Genomic DNA, 18,911 nt, shown 5'->3' on the forward strand with positions numbered 1-18,911 from the left:
ACAAAGCTCTCCCTGGCCGTTTAAGCCACTTTCCTTTCAACTGTCCTATTCCTGGTGACGGCAGCTCTATAAGCCTTATAAAGCCCTTTTATGAGTATTCTGAGAAGCTGAACCATTCGAATACCTTTTGGGGAATACTTGCAGCTGAATCAGCCTAGCTCAAGATGCCGCACCATGTCACTTAAAATCTCATATGAACGGCGAGAGGCTTCTGCTGTGAATTCCGCAAAATTAACGTGTGCCGATCCATCTGCTTTGTCAGACATAGAACGCAGCACAACATAAGGAACATCATTCATATGGCATACCTGCGCTACCGCAGAGCCCTCCATCTCGACGCATGCCCCCTGAAATGTGTCATACAAATTCCGCACAGTGTCACGGCTTGCAACAAACTGATCCCCTGACAGCACCCGTCCGACCAAATAGTTCTTAGACTGAATATTCCGAGCGCAGGCTTCCTTGGCTAGCTCGATTAGCGAAGAATCGGCAGGAAAATCCGATACCTCCTGGTAAGGAATGACGCCTCTCGAATATCCCAATGGAGTAACATCCATGTCATGCTGCTGACAGGAGGAGGAAATGACGATATCTCCAATATTAAGCTTAGGATCAACTGCACCCGCTACCCCGGTGAACAATACCTTCTGTGCACCAAAGTGATCAATCAAGATTTGAGTGGTAGCTGCAGCATTCACCTTGCCAACGCCCGACTTACACACCATGACCTCGCGCCCATGCAGCAAGCCGCCAGTAAAGCGAATGCCGGCATGTACATGCTCCTGTTTGTCACTCATATCACGAAGCAGCAGTTCAATTTCTTCATCCATCGCACCTAAAATTCCAATTGTACTCATATCCATTCACTCCCGTCCAGTATCGATTTAAACCTGCCCTAAACTCCAAAAAAAGCTCCTTAGCAGGAGCTTTCTTTGATTCACGTACAATAACCTTTTTCATATATATCTTATTTATTATACTTCCTTCGTATTCAATACGGCGAAGCTTCTCTTTATAAATGACTTACAGACAATCTGAGGATCGTCTCATGCGGCAGGATTACCCGAGGGTTCTCCACCGTCTCCTTCTTCATCAGCTTGGTCAGAAGGCGCATGGCCACCGCACCCAGGTCGTACATCGGCTGAGCTACCGTAGTCAGCTGAGGACGAACCATGGATGCCATTCGGGTATTATCCACACTGATGATTGAGAAATCGTCAGGAACTTTCAGCCCTTCGTCCTGGATGCTGTGAATAGCTCCGATCGCCATTTCATCCGTTGCTGCGAAGATTGCGGTTGGACGCTTCTTGAGGCCGATGAAATATTTCATTGCCTCAACCCCTGATTCATAACGGTAATTGCCGATACGCACCAGATCCTCCTGATACTCGATCCCGGCTTTCTCCAGCGCCTTCTTGTATCCCTGAAATCTTGCATAACCGTTCGCAGGGTCTTGAAGCGTTCCACTGATCATGGCGATTTCCCGGTGACCATGACGGATCAGTGTGCTTACCGCATCAAACGCAGCAGCCTCATGATCGATATCAACAGAAGGAATAAGCCCGTTCTCATCGCTGGTTGCACACAGAACGATCGGTACTGCAGAGGTCTGGAAAGCCTGCATGTGCTCTTCAGTCACGGTGCCGCCCATGAATAAGAGCCCGTCCACCTGTTTTTCAAGCAGCGTGTTAATAACCCGAATTTCCTTCTCCTTCTTCTTATCCGCATTACACAAAATGATGTTGTAATGATACATATTTGCAATATCTTCAATACCCCGTGCAATTTCTGCAAAAATCGAGTTGGAGATGTCAGGAATCACCACGCCTACCGTGGTCGTCTTCTTGCTCGCGAGTCCTCTTGCTACGGCATTCGGACGATATCCTAATCGCTCAATCGCTTCATATACTTTTTTTCGAGTTTGAGGCTTTACATTAGGGTTATTGTTGACTACGCGTGAAACTGTGGCCATCGAGACACCTGCTTCACGTGCCACATCGTAAATGGTAACCGTCACATTCTTCTCTCCATTGCCATAAATTTTCATTCGCTCGTCCGGTAGTTAGGAAGGATTCTTATTTAGGTCTATGATACGACAAAATACTTTCCCACGCAATGATAACGCTTTATTTAACCGAGAATTTCCTTGAGGGCCTCCGCCGTAATTCGGGAATGGGAGGTATCCCACACCGCTTTCCGATTCTTCACCAGGATCACTTGAGGCGACTCATGCTTCACTCCAAGCAGACTGGCGGCCTCTAAAGAAACCGGGCGATCTTCCACGACATGGATCAACCCGTAAATAGCATTCTCATTAGGGTGTCCGTGCAAATACGCCGTTACCTGCCCATGAGCGCCAGCACTTATCGGACAGCGGGTGCTATGTTTAAAAAGCAGTAGCGGCTGCTCTACTGAAGCATCCAGGGTATTCTGAAGCTCTTCTATGGAGGTGATTCTCGTCATTGCAGGCATTGTAATCCAAACCCCTTTTCCGAAAGATTGGACTCCACACAGATAGCCCAGCAAAGCCAAAGCTATGCCCTATATAACAGCTCCTGTGCGGATCTCTTGACGAATAAAGTAAACTAACTTTCTGATATCTTATCAAAAAGAAAGTAAAAAATCCAATTTTCATGAAAACTTTTCATTAGATAGTATCATTTTATGGCACAATTCAGTAAAATTGAAGCTTTTTGTCGCCATCGACAACTGCCTAAGTCGTTCTTTAAGCTCGTCCATCCAAACCTGATCGCCCTGGACCTTAGCATATTGATACACGTCCAATAGATGATCAATACGCGCCTCCAGCGTTCTCTGGAAATCATGGTAGCTAGCAGACTCACAACCTCGATCTGCATTTTGAAGCCATTCATACATCAGACCCGCCAACTCGTTACAAGCCGTAAACTCTACATTTATGTAACCCGCTTGGCCCTTGAATTCTTCCAACAAACTGCACAGATGTTGCTTCACCTGAGGAAGAATCTCGTATCTGCAGCAGCAGCTGCATTCGATAATTGGCACCCGCTGAATGCTGATTCTTTTGTCGTGTATCACCGTTCGGAAGCTTATGCCCAATTCCTGTTCACAAGCCCAGGAGCTATGCAACCGTACCACCCCGTCTATGATTTTAAAAAAAAGTACTAGTTTGATACAATTAAATAATCGAAATGAAATTTCGTCAAGTTGCCCTGAACAAAGGAGGACATCGAATTGAGACTATTTGGAAAAAGGGTCATCGCCTTAGTCGATGAAGAATTTGAAGATTTAGAGCTGTGGTACCCAGTTTATCGGGTTCGTGAAGAAGGTGCAGAGGTCATACTGGCAGGAGCCGAAAAAGGTAAAAAGTACATCGGGAAATATGGTGTGCCTGCTGTCGCCGAGGTATCCTATGAGGAGCTTCGCAGCAGTGATTTCGATGGCATTCTTGTTCCTGGAGGCTGGGCGCCGGACAAGATCCGCCGTTATGGCAAGGTGCTTGAGATTATCCGTGAAATGAATGAAGCTCGCAAGCCGATTGGACAAATTTGCCATGCTGGATGGGTATTGATCTCCGCAGGTATTCTCAAGGGTGTTGAAGTCACGTCTACCCCCGGAATTCGAGACGACATGGAGAATGCAGGCGCAATCTGGAAAGATGAACCCGTCGTTACGGACGGACATATCATCTCGGCTCGCCGCCCGCCGGATTTGCCTCCTTATGGTAAAGCCTTCTGTGATGCACTAGCTTCCCAATCTTAAAGATATTAATAAACCGCCACAGGGATTATCCCCTTGGCGGTTTATTATTTATCAAGATGATCAGATCCTTAATGGGCAGCTGAACGATGAGGCACGGTGTCCTCATGATGCAGACTTGCGGCATATTGATTCAATAGCTCCTCAATTTCGGCGCTCGTCTTCATCACAAAGCACTCTTGACCAACTGAACGCGCATGGCTTGCCTCCGTATGCAGAATACGATGCTTAATCCGCAGCAAGGCCTGCGGGGACATGCTCAGGCTGTTCACCCCAAGGTGAAGCCAGAGCGGAATGGAGCGTTCATCCCCAGCCATCTCACCGCAGACGCTCACCGGGATTCCCGCTTGATTAGCCGCCTGTACCGCAGTCCGCAGAAGCCGAAGCACAGCCGGATGGTAAGGGTGATACATATGGGCTATCTTCTCATTCATGCGGTCTACGGCCAGCACATACTGCACCAGATCATTCGTGCCGATACTGAAGAAATCCGCTTCCTCTGCCAGCAAGTCGGCAAGAGCGGCAGCAGCAGGCACCTCGATCATAATCCCGACAGGAATATTTGAATCATAAGACAGGCCCCGCTTCCCAAGATCCTGCATCACTTCATGCAGAATTTCATTGGCTGCCCGCAGCTCCTCCAGCGAAGAAATCATGGGATACATGATCTTCACACGGCCGTGAGCACTTGCTCTAAGAATTGCCGCAAGCTGGGTCTTGAACATGTCCTGCCGGTCCAGACTGATGCGAATCGCGCGGTATCCCAGGAACGGGTTGTCTTCTTCCGGCAGCGGAAAATACTCTAGCTGCTTATCCCCGCCGATATCCAGCGTCCGGATCACCACCGGATGATTGCCGGCTTTCTCAGCCACCTTGCGATACACTTCGTACTGCTCTTCCTCCGTAGGAAGCTCCGCCCGGTCCATATACAGAAATTCTGTACGAAACAATCCGACACCTTGCGCTCCATGCTTAACAGCAAGCTCGAATTCCTTCTGCGAGCTGATGTTCCCGGCAAGATGGAAGCGGGCTCCGTCCGGTGTAATCGCCTCCTCAGCGGCCAGCAGCTGGAGCTGCTCCTTGCGGCGGCGCTGTTTCTCAAGCACCAGTGTATACTTCTTGACGGTCTCTTTATCCGGATCAATAAAGAGACTCCCTGCATCTCCATCAAGGATAAGCAGGTCCCCGGTCTGAATAGTCTGATCCATTTTTTGCTCTAATCCTGAGACCAGAGGAATCCCTAGTGCCCGTGCCATAATAGCTGAGTGCGACGTCTTCCCGCCAATCATAGTTACCATGCCGAGAACATTGTTCGGGTTCAGGTGAACCAATTGGGAGGGTGACAGCTCCTTGGCAACTAGAATGTAAGGCTGGGTATCCGCAGGAAGCGTGATATCCGGCGTTCCCAGCAAGTGCTTCAGTAGGCGGTTCCCCACGTCCTTAATATCCAGGGCCCGCTCCTTCATATATTCATCATCCAGCAAATCGAACATCGTTACAAAATGGTCGATCGCTTCCTTAACTGCAACCTCAGCGGCTTTATATTGCCGCTCAATAATCCCCCGAATCTCACTCATGAAGACCGGGTCTTCCAATATGGCTAGATGGGCGTCAAATATTGTGGATTCTTCGGTGCCGACCATCTCTTTAATCTCGTTCTTGATCTCCTCTATTTCATGCTTGGAGGTACGAATCCCCTCATGAAGGCGTTCGAATTCCTTGGAGAGATCAATTGTCTCCATGCGCCGGTCAGGAACATCCCATTCCCACGCAGGCAATACAAAAGCCCTACCGATCGCTACACCGGCAGCAGCGCCGATTCCCTGTATCATTATTACTCAGACCCCTTCAGCATTCCAGATGATGACGGCTTATCTCTCTACCTTAGATATGGTAAGCGCCGTCTTGCCGATTGTCAAAGAAAAAAGATCAACCCAGGGACAAAATGAAGAAAAATATAAAAGGACTCTCCGGTCGGAGAGTCAAATGTAAGCGTTATTTCGCTTGCCGTTTCGGAGCCGTAATAGCCTCCTCCACTTTGATGCAGCGATCCATGATCACCGTAAGTCCAGCCTTGCCGGCAATTTCAGCAGCTTGCTCATTGGCTATGCCCTGCTGCAGCCACAGCACATTAGCTCCGACTTCTACCGCTTCCTTCGCCACCTCGGGCGTGAACTCACTTCGTCTAAACACGTTCACAATATCAATCGGTTCATGAATTTCCTTCAACGAGCCATAGGTCTTCTCGCCGAGGATTTCCCCGCTCACACTCGGGTTCACCGGAATAATCCGGTAACCCCGGCTCTGCATAGCTTGAGCGACCATGTAGGAGGTCCGGTCAGTCTTGTCGGACAGCCCGACAACAGCAATATTCCCTGCTGACTCCAGAATTTTCTTAATCTCTTCACGGCTGGGGTTCTCAAATGCCATTATCATCCCGCCTTTCTATATTTTCTTACTAGTAAACCCTATCAAAATAAAAATTTCCTCTCCAGTTAGTGTACGACAGTACTGGGGTACTTTATTCTTTTACCCATTCTACAGATGCGCCAAGCGAAGCAAGATGGTCAAAAAACTGCGGATAAGATTTGGCTACATGGTGTGCATCCTTGATAAGAATCGGCTTGCGCGCCCGAAGGCCGACGATACTTAACGCCATAATCACCCGGTGATCGAAATGAGCATCAATCTCCACGCCTCCCTCAACACCATGTGGACGACCATGAACAATGATCTCGGCTTGCCGTTCCTCTACATTAGCCCCGGCCTTTTTGAGCTCATTCACAAAATCCGTTATCCGGTCACACTCTTTGTAGCGTAAATTCTCCACATTGTAAAAACGCGATGTGCCTTCGGCAAAGACGGCTGCCGCTACCATAGCCAGAACCGCATCTGTAGCTGCATCTCCATCAAATTCTACAGCACGCAGCCGGCCGTTACCACTCACATGAACCGTTCCCTGCTCGTGGCGCAAAGGAACATCCATCATCTGCAGCACATCCACAATGGCACGCTCTCCCTGTTTGCTTCGCTCCTCAAGCCGGTGAAGCTTAACATCGGAACGGGTCACCGCCGCCGCCGCAAGAATGGCCGCAGAACCTGGGTAATCTCCCTGTACGGTATAAGTCTTAGCTTCGTAAGACTGACGTCCTGCAACCCGGAACGTGGAATAATCAGGAGAGGCTTCGATGCGGATTCCTGCCTGCTCTAATACCTCTAGCGTTTGTCCGACTACCACCTTGGATTTCATATCGCCCGTAACCTGAATGACGCTGTCTTCCTCCAAGAGCGGTGTCAGAAATAACAGGGCGCTCAGGTATTGAGAGCTTACTTCGCCGGATACATTAATAGTGCCACCCTTAGGAGCTCCTCCGCGGATCGTGATTGGAAGTCGCCCATTCTGATGATCCACTTGCACGCCGAGCTGCTCAAGGGCCACAATTAAATCATCATGCGGCCGCTTGCCGAGCGAATCGGGATACGCATTAACGAAGGTTACCTCCGGGGAAAGCGATGCTACTGCCATCAGAAAGCGGAGCACAGCTCCCGCATTGCCAACATTCAGCTCCTTCACATGGCGCGGATGCTTACCAAAGCCCGTAATCACAATCTTCTCGTCGTCTTCCTCAATCACAGCGCCAAGATCGCGGATACAGCGGCGCAGCGCATCACTATCCTCACTATGTGCCGGATAATATACCGTGCTCGTTCCTTCCGCGAGCGCAGCGACTAGCAGGTACCGTGTCGTATAATTTTTTGAAGAAAGGGCCTGTATTTCACCCGAAAGTTCTGACGTAGGCTTTACAATAAGATCCATAAATAAGCTCCTTCACTAATGTAATCAAACGCGGTAACGCGCTAAAATCTCTGAGGTTACCTGTCCGGCACTCTTGCCCGATGTCTCCACTGTGCAATGTGCAAAGTCATATGCGAACTTGCGCGCTTCAAGCAGCTCACGAATTCTCTGCTCAGCACCTCCGGCTAGCAGCGGTCGGTTCGGATCTTCTCCTACCCGGCTCAGAATCGTGCTCACATCCGCCTTTAGCGCAATGACGCGGCCTCGCTGCAGCATTTCCGCACGATTGGCCGGGTTCAAGACCGCTCCTCCACCGGTTGCGAGTACGATGCCGTCGCCGCTCAATACCCGCTTCAGCGTCTGGGCTTCAAGCTGACGGAAATAGGACTCTCCCCTGGTTTCAAATATTTCCGGAATGGAGCAGCCGGCTGCTGTCGCAACCTCCAAATCCAGATCAACCAGCTGTCTCCCGGTCTGTTCCGCAAGCATTGCGGCCACCGTAGACTTGCCGGTCCCCATCATGCCTATAAGGATGAGGTTCTCTTCTTCCCTCTGCATGGGGTCACCTACTTCCCCTAAACTTTTTTCATATCATAACACAGGTTTGGTCATTTAGGCAGTAGCACGTCAAAAAGCGCCGGGAACAGACTGTCATTCAGTCCGCCCGGCGCTATAGATTAAACCTTATTTAAGACCGATAAGCTTAGAACCACTGATGGTGGAATACGCCCTCTTTGTCCACACGCTTGAAGGTGTGAGCTCCGAAGTAATCGCGCTGAGCCTGCAGCAGGTTAGCTGGCAGCCGCTCTGTACGATAGCTGTCGTAGTAAGACAATGCGCTGGAGAAGCCCGGAACTGGAATTCCGCTTGCTACAGCAGCTGCAACCACTTTGCGCCATGCATCCTGGTAGCTTTCTACCACGTTCTTGAAATATGGGTCGAGAAGCAGGTTCTTCAAGGCAGAATCGCGGTCATAAGCATCCTTGATATTCTGCAGGAACTGCGAGCGGATAATGCAGCCGCCCCGGAAGATCATGGCAATGTTGCCATACTTCAGATCCCAGCCGTACTCATCGGATGCTGCACGCATTTGGGCAAAGCCTTGTGCGTAGGATACGATCTTGCTCGCAAAGAGCGCCTTGCGGACATTCTCGATAAATTCCTTCTTATCCCCGGAGAATGCTTTGACTTCCGGTCCGTTCAGGATTTTGCTAGCAGCTACACGCTCTTCCTTCATAGCTGACAGGAAACGTGAGAATACAGACTCCGTGATCATGGACAGCGGTACTCCCAGATCGAGGGCGCTCTGGCTTGTCCATTTACCGGTTCCCTTCTGGCCGGCAGCATCGAGGATCACATCGACCATCGGTTTGCCGGTTTCTTCATCGTACTTGGAGAAGATATCCGCCGTAATCTCGATCAAATAGCTGTCGAGCTCTCCTTTGTTCCATTCCGTGAAAATTTCATGAAGCTCCTTCGCATCCAGACCAAGGATATCCTTCAGCAAATGATAAGCTTCGCCAATCAGCTGCATGTCTCCGTATTCAATGCCGTTGTGCACCATCTTCACATAGTGTCCGGCACCGTCGGGACCAATATATGTACAGCAAGGGTCGCCGTTCACTTTAGCGGAAATCGCTGTCAGAATCGGCTCAACGAGCTTGTAGGCGCTCTCCTGTCCGCCAGGCATAATTGCCGGCCCCTTCAATGCGCCTTCTTCACCGCCGGATACACCGGTTCCAATAAAGCGCAGGCCCTTAGCTTCCAGTTCTTTGCTGCGACGCTGGGTGTCAGGGAAGAACGCATTGCCTCCATCTATAATAATGTCGCCCTCATCCAGATGAGGTACGAGCTGCTCAATTGTTGCATCCGTTGCAGGACCAGCTTGTACCATGATCAGAATTTTGCGGGGAGTCTCCAGGGAATTGATGAATTCTTCAATGGAAAATGTTCCGACCAAATTCTTGCCTTTGGCTTCTTCAAGCAAGTCATGCGTCTTTTGAGGGGAACGGTTAAATACAGAAACAGTGAAGCCTTTGCTTTCAATATTGAGTGCCAAATTCTTGCCCATAACGGCTAGACCGATAACACCAATTTGCTGTTTAGACATCTGGTTCTCCATCCTTTGTCGCTATATTTTGTGGATCAACAGTTATATTTTAGCCGTTTTATATGCAGAAGTGAAGCCTGCTTCCCCTAGTCGGCACAAAACACCCCATTTCTTCAGGTAAAGGGGTGTTTCGCTTAATTCCTAAGTTGGACAGCAGATCTTCTACCACTCCAGCTCCATCAGTGCCCGTCTGATCTTACGCAGGGCCTCTTTGCTCTTCTGCGCCCCCTCTTGATCTTTCGATGCCAGAGCCTCATGGAGATGATCGAGTTCTTCATCCATTTGCTTGCGCAGCGCTTCGATACGCTCCTCGGCCGTCTTGGCCTCAAACATTTGGGTCATCCTCTCTACGCTGAGCTGTGGAGATTTCTGATACAGCACCTTGTGCTCCATGCCGGAAACCTCTACTAGACGAATGACTTCTCCAAACAAGATATTTTCAATCAAAATTTGACGGTCCTTGAACCGTTTGACAACCGCATGGCCCCGCAAATCGCCAATCAGCTTCTCCAGCCATTCCGCCAGCTTCGCATCCTTAATCACATAATTCCCAACCAGCTTATAGCCCTGGCCCAAACGCTCAAAGCGCAGCTTGGTCAGCTTGCGGCCTGTGCGCACAGATATTATAAAGATCGAGTCGTTCTCGCTCCAGTAAAGCGAATACCCATCCTGGATCAAGTCACGAATAAGCTGCTGCAGGTGCCGGCGTTCAAATCGCAGTTCGAGATTGCAATATTCCACTTCATAGCTCTTGTTCACGGCACTCCCCTCCTATAGATATCACCCTAAAACTTTCCTTGCCGAGAGATGCCCCGACAAGCTTACCATATCTTATACTTCATCCTATGTGAATGTAACTTGGATTAATGATTATTTTTACCCTTACTTCCGGTAGGGTGACACATCTGTTTTTACAAGAAGCAGCCAAAGGTCGGAATAAAGTGACAATATGCTATAATTATGATAGCAAACTCGGCCTAACTGCCACACCGATCGTTTTCTTAAGGAGGATTACAAGATTATGAAGTTTAACGGTTTTTCCGAACAGGATTTTCATAGCATGGCTGTGCCTGGATTAGAGCCCCGCATGGATGCCATTATTACTAACGTCCGTCCCAAGCTCGAAGCGCTTGGAAGCACTATAGCCCCCTATCTCTCAGCCTTATGCGGAGAAGAGATGTTTCCTCATGTAGCCAAGCATGCGCGACGCACCGTTCATCCCCCGGAAGATACCTGGGTTGCATGGGCAAGCAGCAAGCGCGGGTATAAGGCGTTGCCGCATTTTCAGGTCGGATTGTTCGCTTCCCATCTCTTTATCATCTTCGCCGTTATTTATGAAAGCCCGAATAAACGTATTTTCGGAAGCTATCTGCAGCAGCACGCAGAAGAGATTAAGCAGATCGTGCCGGATCACTATTATTGGTCTTTGGATCATATGAAGCCGGGAGGTGCGTCTAATCAGGAGACAGAAGTTCAGGATCTCCTCAAGATGGCCGAGAAACTGCAGACGGTCAAGAAATCGGAGATCTTATGCGGACTCAGCCTTCCCATGGACACCGCAGTACTTCGGGATGGGGACAAGCTCACCTCGCTGATCGAAGAAACCTTTAAGCAATTGCTACCACTGTATAAAGCAGCTTACCCAAATTCATAGCATGTTAACAAAGCGGAAGAGTCTCTCTTCCGCTTTCGCTTTGCTGTATATTTCTGAACCCTATCGTTTAAGCCATCTCCTGATCCCTAACATTCTGCCGAGGGCGGGACAGCCGGATATGAATCACGAACAGCACAGCCATTGAAATGGCACTGGCCAGGAACGGTGAGGAGGGTCCGAGCACATCCCACAGCTTTCCGGATACCATAGGGCCGAACACCATGCCCGAGCCCTGGATGGTCAGGAACAGCCCCCAAACCGTCCCCTTCTCACCTGTGGGGAGCTGGTGAGAGATCATCGTATCCCAGGTTGGGAGTATGAAGGCGTAGCTTACACCGATGAGTGCAACCAGCCCCCAGACCCAAGTAATATCTCTCGTCATAGCAAAGCAACCGATCGTAACCGCCGACATGAAAAAGCCGATATGCAGAAACCACTTCGTTCCATACTTGTCCACCAGTCTTCCGATTGGAATCAAGCCCAGCACCGTAATGCCTCCACCAACTATCAGCATCGCGCTATAGGTCTCTGGGGACAGATTCAACTCTGTCCGAATGTAAAGCGTAATGACAGGTGTAAGCAACCCTACTGCAAACGATTGGAGAAACAAAGCCGGATACAGCAGCCAGCTCACGTTCAGATTGTTGCGGACATCCGACAAGGTGCGGCGCAAATTAGCGCCAAGCCGCCGGAGTCCTCCCTTCATCAAGGATTGATCTGAATTCGGATGAAGCACCTTCGGATCGACCTCCCCTGCCTTATTCCGTCCCGGAAGAAGAAAAGCAAGGAAGAGCGTGAGCGCCATACAGCATAGCAAGATCCAGAAGACCGGCTGATAAGATCCTTCAATGAAAAAATTGATCACAATCGGTCCCGTCCCCGAACCTCCCAGAGTAGCCATCTGTATAACTCCCATGGCGGTTCCGAAGTTGTTCTTGCCGCCCGTAATGGCGGTAGCTCCCATCAGCACGCACGGCCAGAGCGGAGCAGTACCGATCCCGAGCAAGGCGCAGGCTAAGATGATAAGGGCTGAATTTTTACCAAAAGCAATCAGGGAAACCGCAGCCGTCGTAAAGATCAGTCCCACAAGCATCGTGGTACGGAAGCCCACTCGTTCAATCAGCCACCCTGCCGGGCTGCGAAACAGGTTATCTCCTATATACTGCAGTGAGATGGATAGGCCAATGGCAAAGGTTGTCAGCTGCAGTACGCTGCCCATGTAGACAGGAAGTATAGTCACCAATAAGGCGCTTTTGACGACCTCCACCAAAAACATAATAAGCAGCAGAAATATAAATGTAGGCGAAAATAGTTTCTTGCTTGGAATTTTAACATTCAGTTCCATACTTAGTTCCACTCCTAACTCTGCACATTCTCTATTCTAGTTTGTCCCACCTTACAGTTAACTTAGACTTATTTCACGATTTTCAAGCTTTATTTGCATTCCTATCTCTTTTTGTTATACTCATCTTTGTTTATATATTACACAGAAAGGCAGTGACGGCTTTAGATGGATCATCACCGCACGCCGCTCTTTACTAGACTGAAAGAACACGCGGCCAATAATCCCGTGCAGTTCCATATACCGGGACATAAGAAAGGCATGGGAACCGATGAGGAATTCCGACAATTTGTAGGCGATAATGCCTTATCAATTGACTTAATTAATATTGCTCCGCTCGATGATCTTCACCAACCCAGCGGGGTTATTGAGGAAGCTCAGAGACTCGCAGCTGATGCCTTTGGTGCAGATCACACCTATTTCTCCGTACAAGGGACAAGCGGTGCGATCATGACCATGATTCTGTCAGTGTGCTCTCCTGGCGACAAGATCATTGTACCGCGCAATATTCATAAATCTGTCATGTCCGCGATCATTTTCTCCGGTGCAAAGCCTGTGTTTGTATCTCCTGCACAGGATCCCAACTTGGGAATTGATCATGGCATCACAACCTCGTCCGTCGAGCGGGCGCTAAAGCGTCATCCTGACGCTAAGGCCGTACTTGTCATTAATCCGACATACTTCGGAATCAGCGCACATCTGGAAGAGATTGTAGAGCTTGCCCATAACTACAACGTCCCAGTCCTGGTCGATGAGGCTCACGGCGTACACATCCATTTCCACGAGGACCTGCCGATCTCTGCCATGCAGGCCGGTGCAGATATGGCCGCGACAAGCGTTCATAAGCTCGGCGGCTCCATGACTCAGAGCTCTGTGCTCAATCTGAATACGAAGAACGGGTATGTGAACCCGCAGCGGGTGCAGACCATCATCAGTATGCTAACAACTACCTCAACTTCATACCTGCTGCTTGCCTCATTGGATACCGCCCGTCGGAATCTTGCGCTTAACGGTCAGGAGATGTTCGATAAGACGATCAAGATGGCAGGCTATGTACGTGATCAAATTAATGAAATAGAGGGTCTCTACTGCTTCGGCAAAGAGATTCTAGGCGGGGAAGCCACCTACGCTATGGACCCTACCAAGATAACCGTCCATGTCCGCCACCTCGGTATCACAGGTTATGAAACAGAGAACTGGCTGAGAGATCATTACAACATTGAGGTTGAACTCAGCGATATGTACAACATCCTCTGTCTCATTACCCCGGGCGATACGGAAGATTCCGTAAACACTCTGCTTGAGGCGCTTCGCGAGCTGTCTAAGACCTACTACAAAGTGGGCGAAGTCAAAGAGCTCGTCGTCAAAATCCCTGAGATACCGCAGCTCTCCCTCATTCCACGGGATGCGTTCTATGCAGATACAGAGGTGATTCCGTTCAAGGAATCGGCAGGCCGGATCATCGCTGAATTCATCTACGTATATCCGCCGGGTATTCCGATACTGCTGCCTGGTGAAGTAGTCTCCCAGGATAACATCGATTATATTGTAGATCATGTAGATGTTGGATTGCCTGTCAAGGGACCTGAAGACCGTTACATTAATCAGGTTAAGGTGATCGTTGAGGCTGACCCCATTTTCTGATAAGAGACAACATCGTTAAAAAAGGACCAGGCCTCGCCTGGTCCTTTTTGTTGTTCCTTCATCTAAAAAACAGCTTGTCCACTGCCCCTGGATATAATAAAAGGCTCCCCTGAAGGGGGAACCTTTAGCGATGAATTAGGCTTCGTCCTGCTGGGCGACAAGCTCGTTGTAAGCCGCTTCGACCTGCTTCCATTCCTCTTCATCCTCAATGTTGTACAGTACCATCTCTTCATCTTCTTCTTCAAGGCGAAGGATAACACCATCGGCCTCCGGATTGTTGCGTTCAAGCAGCAGGGCATATACTTTATCACTAACATCAAATGTTTCGACGAGCACCATTTCTACATCTTTGCCTTCCTCGTCTGTCAATGTCAGTACAAATTCTTCATGTTCATGATCGTGATCATGATCGTGCCCGCATCCGCAAGCTTCGCCATGTTCATGTTTGTGATCGCTCATCTTTGGGTTACCTCGCTTTGAGTTGATTTGTAAATCTTACCGATTCCCCTCGTATCGTATCATTTTCATCCGAGCAGGTCAATTTAACGGTCAAGCACTCGACATCAGTCAATAGCCGTAATGACCTTCTCAGAGATCAGCACATAGTCGTTCTCCTTATCCGGCTTAATATAGAACCCTACCGAATACTTCCCAGCAGTCTTAAAGTCATAAGTGAATTCTGAAGTGCGAAACCAGAAGTTATCCTTCTGATTGCTGCCCACCTCCTGAGATTGAATGTTCTTGATTTGGCCGTCCGGACTCTTGATCGCCACTTTAACCCAAGCAATGTCTGTCTTTAGGCTGTCAATCTGTGAGAAAATACTGAATTTCAGTTTACCAACATTTACATTACCAAACACGGTATCCCCTTTAAACAGAAAAATATGTACGTTAGGTTTATAATATTTCACTTGCTTTGAAGAATCATCGTACTGTACCAAACCATCAAACTCCCGGATGGGCACATAGGTCTTCCCGTCAATAATATAGGCACCATCGGCCAATTCCCGGCCGTTAAAAAGTACGCGTATCTTTTGGGAAGTGCCCTCTGCAAACAGCAGCGTTCCTCCCATGAGGGAAAATAAAAGCACAAGAGCGGCAGTTCTTTTCCAATTCATTAAGTCATGTCCCCCATTCTTCTTCTTGTTGTTGTACATTTATACGAGGTCATGAAGAACTTAGTTGCGGTGAACAGAGCAAAAAGTTAGCCGCTTATTTAGCGGCCCCTCACAGGTCTATTTGATATACCTCACGATAAATAATTCTGCGGTACTCCTCGAACTCGGATTCGGTTAACGGAGCCGGATAACTCATGATACATAAGGGTAAATAAGGCTGTCCTATCCGCAGCGGAGGCTGACTGTATTCAAATGGCAGGAGGTGAAAGCCCAGCCGTTCATAGAACCCGATTCGGCGCAGGGTCATTCCTCCGGATGGCGGCTCTACCTCAAGCAGTACAGGCAGCGGCTTGTCCTGAAGCAAAGCCTGAAGCATCTGCTTGCCGGTACCCTCTCCACGCGAAGCAGGATCTACCGCAAAGTGCTCCAGAAACCGGAAGGTGCCAAGTCTCCATACGCCCATCATGCCGACAAGCTGCCCCTCATCGGCAGTGCGCCTTGTGATAAGCTGGTAGTCTGGATGACTGAGCAGTGCTCTTTGCCCCTCCAGGGTTCGGATTTCACTCTCGGGAAAAGAGCACTCCATTAATTTGTAGACTTCATTAAATTGTTGCGACTTCATAGAATTATGCCCTCTTTCCTGAATTTTTCATTAAGCTCATTCTTGTGTTAAATTATAAGACAACTGCAACATAAATGAAGGAGGATTACGATGGGACTTAAGCTGCAGATGCTTGGAACCGGCAGCGCTTTTGCGAAGCGGAATTACAATAACAATGCTCTTATCTATGGTGATGGCTTTACGCTGATGATTGACTGCGGGATTACCGCACCATTATCGCTGCATCAGCTCGGCAAGACCTGGGCGGATATTGACGCCGTTCTGATCACCCATATGCATGCCGACCATGTCGGTGGCCTAGAGGAATTCGCTTTTCAAATGAAGTATGTTTTTGGTCGGCGGCCTGTCCTCTATATTGCCGACACGCTGGCAGGCCCCATTTGGGAGCACACCCTCAAGGGCGGCTTAGCTCAAGACGGCATGGATCGGCTGGAAGACTTGTTTGAAGTTCATTTGCTGGAGGAAGGTGTGACTGCAAGACTTCATGATTCCATTCAGGTCCGTCTGATTCACACCCCTCATATTCCCGGTAAGAACAGCTACTCTCTGGTGCTGAATGATGACATCTTCTACAGTGCAGACATGACCTTCCAGCCGGAGCTGCTTAAGTCGCTGGTAGACAAGGGATGCCGCCGCATCTTCCACGAATGCCAGCTCACGGGCCCAGGCCAGGTACATACCACTTTGGACGAGCTTCTATCACTGCCAGAAACCGTTCGGGAAAAGATTATGCTCATGCATTATGGAGATGAATACGGTGATTTCGTTGGCCGCACGGGCGGTATGCCCTTCCTGAAGCAGCATGAAATTTACAATCTGTAGACGATTAGAGCCCCCTCGGCTGTCAGCTGAGGGGGCTTCATATGATTCCGGCTTTCAGGACTACATTCTGTCCGGTGCCGGGAGCCCCAGCACTTCCAGCACTTCCCCAAGCGTAGCTTTAAACAGGCTGGTCAGCCAGCTGCGGAACGCTCGAACCTCTTCCTCCACCTTAAGAATCGGGCAGGCTGCATAGAAGTTATTGAAGAGCGCCGCTAATTCATAAGCATAGCTGCAGACCATATTCGGCGATAGCTCCTGTACCGCAGCCCGCAGCGTATCCGGCCAGCCGGCAATTTGTCTAAGCAGAGCATATTCCGGCTTCTCCATCTCCGGAAGCTGTGAAGGAGCTGGAAGCACTCCCGCACCCATTCCCAGCTTACTCAGCACACTTCCTGCCCGGGCATAGGCATACAGCAGATATACGCCTGTATTTCCTGTGATCTCTGTCGCCTGCTGCAGATCAAAGACGACTTCTGTCTGTAAATTGAACCGAAGCAGGTAATAACGGATTGCAGCTGCGGCGATCTCACGGCTGGGCATTCCATTCTTATCTGCCCGTTTCTCTTCGACAATCCGTTCCATCCGGTCCAAGAGATCGGTTATCTTGATGCCAATTCCCGCTCTTCCGGACATCGCATAGGAAGCTTTACCGTCTGAAGTGTCAATGCCAAGCTCGGCTGCCGCAGAAGGGCTGAGGGATACAACACCATAGCCGACATGCTGCAGACTGGCGGCTTCCTTGTCATATCCAAGGAGGCCAAGAGCTTGCTTGACCATGGCTTGAGGGTATTCCTGCCTGTGATCGATCACGTTGATCACTGTATCAGCCTGGCCATATCTCCCTTGCTCCCCTGAACTGGAAGTCGTATAAAGCTCTCCGGCAAACGGCTTATAGAGAAAGTCCTTGTTCAGGACCCCGAACTTCCACAGATGATAAGCTATATCTTTAGCTGTGTAGGTCAGAATCCCGTTGGAGCGTACCAGAACTTTATCCGGTGAATAGCTTTCGTCCTCTTCATCTTGGGACGGAGAATGTCCCTCATGCTGCTTCAGTACCCAGCACCCCTGCAACTTTCCCTCCGTTTCCTGTACAAAATGTGGAGTTGACTTCAGGCGTTCAAATGCAGCGTTCCAGAAGCCTTCCCTTACAATATTGCTTTCCCAGACCAGAAGGTCATACTCGATCCCGAACTGCTTCATTTCCTCTAAGTGCTCATTTACTATGCGCTCAGCCGTTAGAGTTCCAACCCAGGCCAGATTGCCGCGGCCCTCCTCCATGGCGTGAAGCACCCTTGCACGTTCTTCCGCGAGTTCCGGTTCTGCGTTAAGTTTTTGACTTACTTTGGAATATACATCCCAACAAAAATCACCAAACCGCTTATGCTGGCCCTCTGTAGGCAAATGCAGCAGGCCGACAACCGTATCCGCCAACTGATTTCCCAGATCATCAATATAATTATGCACTTCCACTTCAGACCCTGTTCTTCTGAGCATACGCACCAGGGTATCTCCAATACAGGAATTCCGCAAATGGCCAATGTGTGCAGATTTATTAGGGTTGATCGATGTATGCTCTACCACCACTTTGCCAAGAGACAGGGTGGTGAGATCAACCTTCCTGTACGCGCTGTGCACCCAGGCATTCCAGTTCACTGTCATGTTCAAGAAGCCTGGAGCAGCCACTTCCACCTTCGCCATCAGTGTCATAAACCGCTCATCCTGCACCAGAAAGCTCTTCAGCTGCTCCGCAATTTGAATCGGCGGCCTGCGCATCAGTTTGGCGAGAGGCATGGCGATACTTGAAGCATAATCGCCTTGCCCCGGCCTGGAGGACGCTTCTACGCGAACCTTAGATTCTGTTGGCTCCTCTATGCCAGCTTCGGCATATAATCTCCTTACCGCTTCCTCTACTTTTTCTGTAATCCATACTAATAACATCTTACGTACCTCCTGTATCATAAAAAATCCCCGTCTCTTCTAAAAAGAGACGAGGACGGGAGGCTCGCGGTACCACTCTTGTTGCCAAGCCTATCATAAGGCTGGCCACCTTAACAAATAACGGTTT

At 49.4% G+C, this 18,911-nt stretch carries 19 protein-coding genes and 1 other annotated feature (1 of these 20 cut by a window edge); of the genes, 4 read left to right on the forward strand and 15 right to left on the reverse strand.

Annotated elements, in window-relative coordinates:
• Positions 1-149: 149 nt before the first annotated feature.
• The 4 genes from DCC85_RS13795 to DCC85_RS13810 all read right to left on the reverse strand — a co-directional run bounded on the left by DCC85_RS13795 (position 150) and on the right by DCC85_RS13810 (position 2,973).
• Positions 150-863 carry a 5'-methylthioadenosine/adenosylhomocysteine nucleosidase gene (locus DCC85_RS13795; protein ID WP_442789493.1) on the reverse strand — a complete coding sequence of 238 codons (714 nt, stop codon included), beginning with the start codon at positions 861-863 and terminating at the stop codon, positions 150-152.
• A gap of 149 nt (positions 864-1,012) precedes the next feature.
• The gene (gene ccpA / locus DCC85_RS13800) at positions 1,013-2,017 is read right to left on the reverse strand and encodes a catabolite control protein A (RefSeq protein WP_108467869.1); all 1,005 of its coding nucleotides are present in this window, start codon (positions 2,015-2,017) and stop codon (positions 1,013-1,015) included.
• A 113-nt stretch (positions 2,018-2,130) separates the two neighbouring features.
• The gene (gene ytxJ / locus DCC85_RS13805) at positions 2,131-2,472 is read right to left on the reverse strand and encodes a bacillithiol system redox-active protein YtxJ (RefSeq protein WP_108466122.1); all 342 of its coding nucleotides are present in this window, start codon (positions 2,470-2,472) and stop codon (positions 2,131-2,133) included.
• A gap of 159 nt (positions 2,473-2,631) precedes the next feature.
• The gene (locus tag DCC85_RS13810) at positions 2,632-2,973 is read right to left on the reverse strand and encodes a hypothetical protein (protein WP_159081878.1); all 342 of its coding nucleotides are present in this window, start codon (positions 2,971-2,973) and stop codon (positions 2,632-2,634) included.
• 240 nt (positions 2,974-3,213) lie between these two features.
• On the opposite strand from DCC85_RS13810, the gene DCC85_RS13815 reads away from it, so the two are divergent.
• Positions 3,214-3,741: a type 1 glutamine amidotransferase domain-containing protein gene (locus tag DCC85_RS13815; RefSeq protein ID WP_108466124.1), complete on the forward strand. Its 528-nt coding sequence runs from the start codon at positions 3,214-3,216 to the stop codon at positions 3,739-3,741.
• 68 nt (positions 3,742-3,809) lie between these two features.
• Here the strand turns inward: DCC85_RS13815 and ptsP are convergent, their stop codons facing one another.
• From ptsP to DCC85_RS13845, 6 genes are all read right to left on the reverse strand, one after another.
• A complete protein-coding gene (ptsP, locus tag DCC85_RS13820) occupies positions 3,810-5,570 on the reverse strand; it encodes a phosphoenolpyruvate--protein phosphotransferase (protein ID WP_108466125.1) in 1,761 nt (586 codons plus the stop codon).
• Positions 5,571-5,733: 163 nt separating this feature from the next.
• Entirely contained in the window at positions 5,734-6,168 is a 435-nt protein-coding gene (locus tag DCC85_RS13825; RefSeq protein ID WP_108466126.1) for a CoA-binding protein, read from the reverse strand.
• Between the two features lie 91 nt (positions 6,169-6,259).
• The gene (aroA, locus tag DCC85_RS13830) at positions 6,260-7,555 is read right to left on the reverse strand and encodes a 3-phosphoshikimate 1-carboxyvinyltransferase (protein ID WP_108466127.1); all 1,296 of its coding nucleotides are present in this window, start codon (positions 7,553-7,555) and stop codon (positions 6,260-6,262) included.
• A 24-nt stretch (positions 7,556-7,579) separates the two neighbouring features.
• Positions 7,580-8,092: a shikimate kinase gene (locus DCC85_RS13835; RefSeq protein ID WP_108466128.1), complete on the reverse strand. Its 513-nt coding sequence runs from the start codon at positions 8,090-8,092 to the stop codon at positions 7,580-7,582.
• Between the two features lie 145 nt (positions 8,093-8,237).
• Positions 8,238-9,644: an NADP-dependent phosphogluconate dehydrogenase gene (gene gndA / locus DCC85_RS13840; RefSeq protein WP_108466129.1), complete on the reverse strand. Its 1,407-nt coding sequence runs from the start codon at positions 9,642-9,644 to the stop codon at positions 8,238-8,240.
• Positions 9,645-9,806: 162 nt separating this feature from the next.
• The gene (locus DCC85_RS13845) at positions 9,807-10,403 is read right to left on the reverse strand and encodes a hypothetical protein (RefSeq protein ID WP_108466130.1); all 597 of its coding nucleotides are present in this window, start codon (positions 10,401-10,403) and stop codon (positions 9,807-9,809) included.
• Positions 10,404-10,665: 262 nt separating this feature from the next.
• On the opposite strand from DCC85_RS13845, the gene DCC85_RS13850 reads away from it, so the two are divergent.
• On the forward strand, positions 10,666-11,298 hold the full coding sequence (locus DCC85_RS13850) for a YktB family protein (RefSeq protein WP_108466131.1): 633 nt from the start codon (positions 10,666-10,668) through the stop codon (positions 11,296-11,298).
• Positions 11,299-11,365: 67 nt separating this feature from the next.
• Here DCC85_RS13850 and DCC85_RS13855 read toward each other — a convergent pair whose 3' ends face one another.
• Positions 11,366-12,643, reverse strand: coding sequence for an MFS transporter (locus DCC85_RS13855; RefSeq protein WP_108466132.1), 1,278 nt, complete (start codon positions 12,641-12,643; stop codon positions 11,366-11,368).
• Positions 12,644-12,808: 165 nt separating this feature from the next.
• On the opposite strand from DCC85_RS13855, the gene DCC85_RS13860 reads away from it, so the two are divergent.
• Positions 12,809-14,284, forward strand: a complete 1,476-nt coding sequence (locus tag DCC85_RS13860) for an aminotransferase class I/II-fold pyridoxal phosphate-dependent enzyme (protein ID WP_108466133.1) — start codon at positions 12,809-12,811, stop codon at positions 14,282-14,284.
• Between the two features lie 135 nt (positions 14,285-14,419).
• On the opposite strand, the gene DCC85_RS13865 is transcribed toward DCC85_RS13860, so the two are convergent.
• From DCC85_RS13865 to DCC85_RS13875, 3 genes are all read right to left on the reverse strand, one after another.
• Entirely contained in the window at positions 14,420-14,743 is a 324-nt protein-coding gene (locus tag DCC85_RS13865) for a DUF1292 domain-containing protein (protein WP_108466134.1), read from the reverse strand.
• Positions 14,744-14,847: 104 nt separating this feature from the next.
• The gene (locus DCC85_RS13870) at positions 14,848-15,402 is read right to left on the reverse strand and encodes a stalk domain-containing protein (protein ID WP_108466135.1); all 555 of its coding nucleotides are present in this window, start codon (positions 15,400-15,402) and stop codon (positions 14,848-14,850) included.
• Positions 15,403-15,511: 109 nt separating this feature from the next.
• Positions 15,512-16,024 (reverse strand): GNAT family N-acetyltransferase, encoded by a 513-nt coding sequence (locus tag DCC85_RS13875; RefSeq protein WP_108466136.1) that lies wholly within the window; start codon positions 16,022-16,024, stop codon positions 15,512-15,514.
• Between the two features lie 90 nt (positions 16,025-16,114).
• Between DCC85_RS13875 and DCC85_RS13880 the strand changes: the two genes are divergently transcribed.
• Entirely contained in the window at positions 16,115-16,846 is a 732-nt protein-coding gene (locus DCC85_RS13880; protein ID WP_108466137.1) for an MBL fold metallo-hydrolase, read from the forward strand.
• A gap of 60 nt (positions 16,847-16,906) precedes the next feature.
• On the opposite strand, the gene DCC85_RS13885 is transcribed toward DCC85_RS13880, so the two are convergent.
• Entirely contained in the window at positions 16,907-18,784 is a 1,878-nt protein-coding gene (locus DCC85_RS13885) for an arginine--tRNA ligase (RefSeq protein ID WP_108466138.1), read from the reverse strand.
• Between the two features lie 42 nt (positions 18,785-18,826).
• Positions 18,827-18,911, reverse strand: a binding site (T-box leader) (it continues 148 nt past the right edge of the window).

The sequence above is a fragment of the Paenibacillus sp. CAA11 genome, from assembly GCF_003060825.1.
Classification (GTDB): domain Bacteria; phylum Bacillota; class Bacilli; order Paenibacillales; family Paenibacillaceae; genus Fontibacillus.

Bases quoted from the DNA above. Each gene is read 5' to 3' on its own strand.
- DCC85_RS13795 (WP_442789493.1), bottom strand. From the start codon at position 863: ATGGATATGAGTACAATTGGAATTTTAGGTGCGATGGATGAAGAAATT.
- ytxJ (WP_108466122.1), bottom strand. From the start codon at position 2,472: ATGCCTGCAATGACGAGAATCACCTCCATAGAAGAGCTTCAGAATACC.
- ptsP (WP_108466125.1), bottom strand. From the start codon at position 5,570: ATGATACAGGGAATCGGCGCTGCTGCCGGTGTAGCGATCGGTAGGGCT.
- DCC85_RS13825 (WP_108466126.1), bottom strand. From the start codon at position 6,168: ATGGCATTTGAGAACCCCAGCCGTGAAGAGATTAAGAAAATTCTGGAG.
- aroA (WP_108466127.1), bottom strand. From the start codon at position 7,555: ATGGATCTTATTGTAAAGCCTACGTCAGAACTTTCGGGTGAAATACAG.
- DCC85_RS13835 (WP_108466128.1), bottom strand. From the start codon at position 8,092: ATGCAGAGGGAAGAAGAGAACCTCATCCTTATAGGCATGATGGGGACC.
- gndA (WP_108466129.1), bottom strand. From the start codon at position 9,644: ATGTCTAAACAGCAAATTGGTGTTATCGGTCTAGCCGTTATGGGCAAG.
- DCC85_RS13850 (WP_108466131.1), top strand. From the start codon at position 10,666: ATGAAGTTTAACGGTTTTTCCGAACAGGATTTTCATAGCATGGCTGTG.
- DCC85_RS13855 (WP_108466132.1), bottom strand. From the start codon at position 12,643: ATGGAACTGAATGTTAAAATTCCAAGCAAGAAACTATTTTCGCCTACA.
- DCC85_RS13860 (WP_108466133.1), top strand. From the start codon at position 12,809: ATGGATCATCACCGCACGCCGCTCTTTACTAGACTGAAAGAACACGCG.
- DCC85_RS13865 (WP_108466134.1), bottom strand. From the start codon at position 14,743: ATGAGCGATCACAAACATGAACATGGCGAAGCTTGCGGATGCGGGCAC.
- DCC85_RS13870 (WP_108466135.1), bottom strand. From the start codon at position 15,402: ATGAATTGGAAAAGAACTGCCGCTCTTGTGCTTTTATTTTCCCTCATG.
- DCC85_RS13875 (WP_108466136.1), bottom strand. From the start codon at position 16,024: ATGAAGTCGCAACAATTTAATGAAGTCTACAAATTAATGGAGTGCTCT.
- DCC85_RS13880 (WP_108466137.1), top strand. From the start codon at position 16,115: ATGGGACTTAAGCTGCAGATGCTTGGAACCGGCAGCGCTTTTGCGAAG.
- DCC85_RS13885 (WP_108466138.1), bottom strand. From the start codon at position 18,784: ATGTTATTAGTATGGATTACAGAAAAAGTAGAGGAAGCGGTAAGGAGA.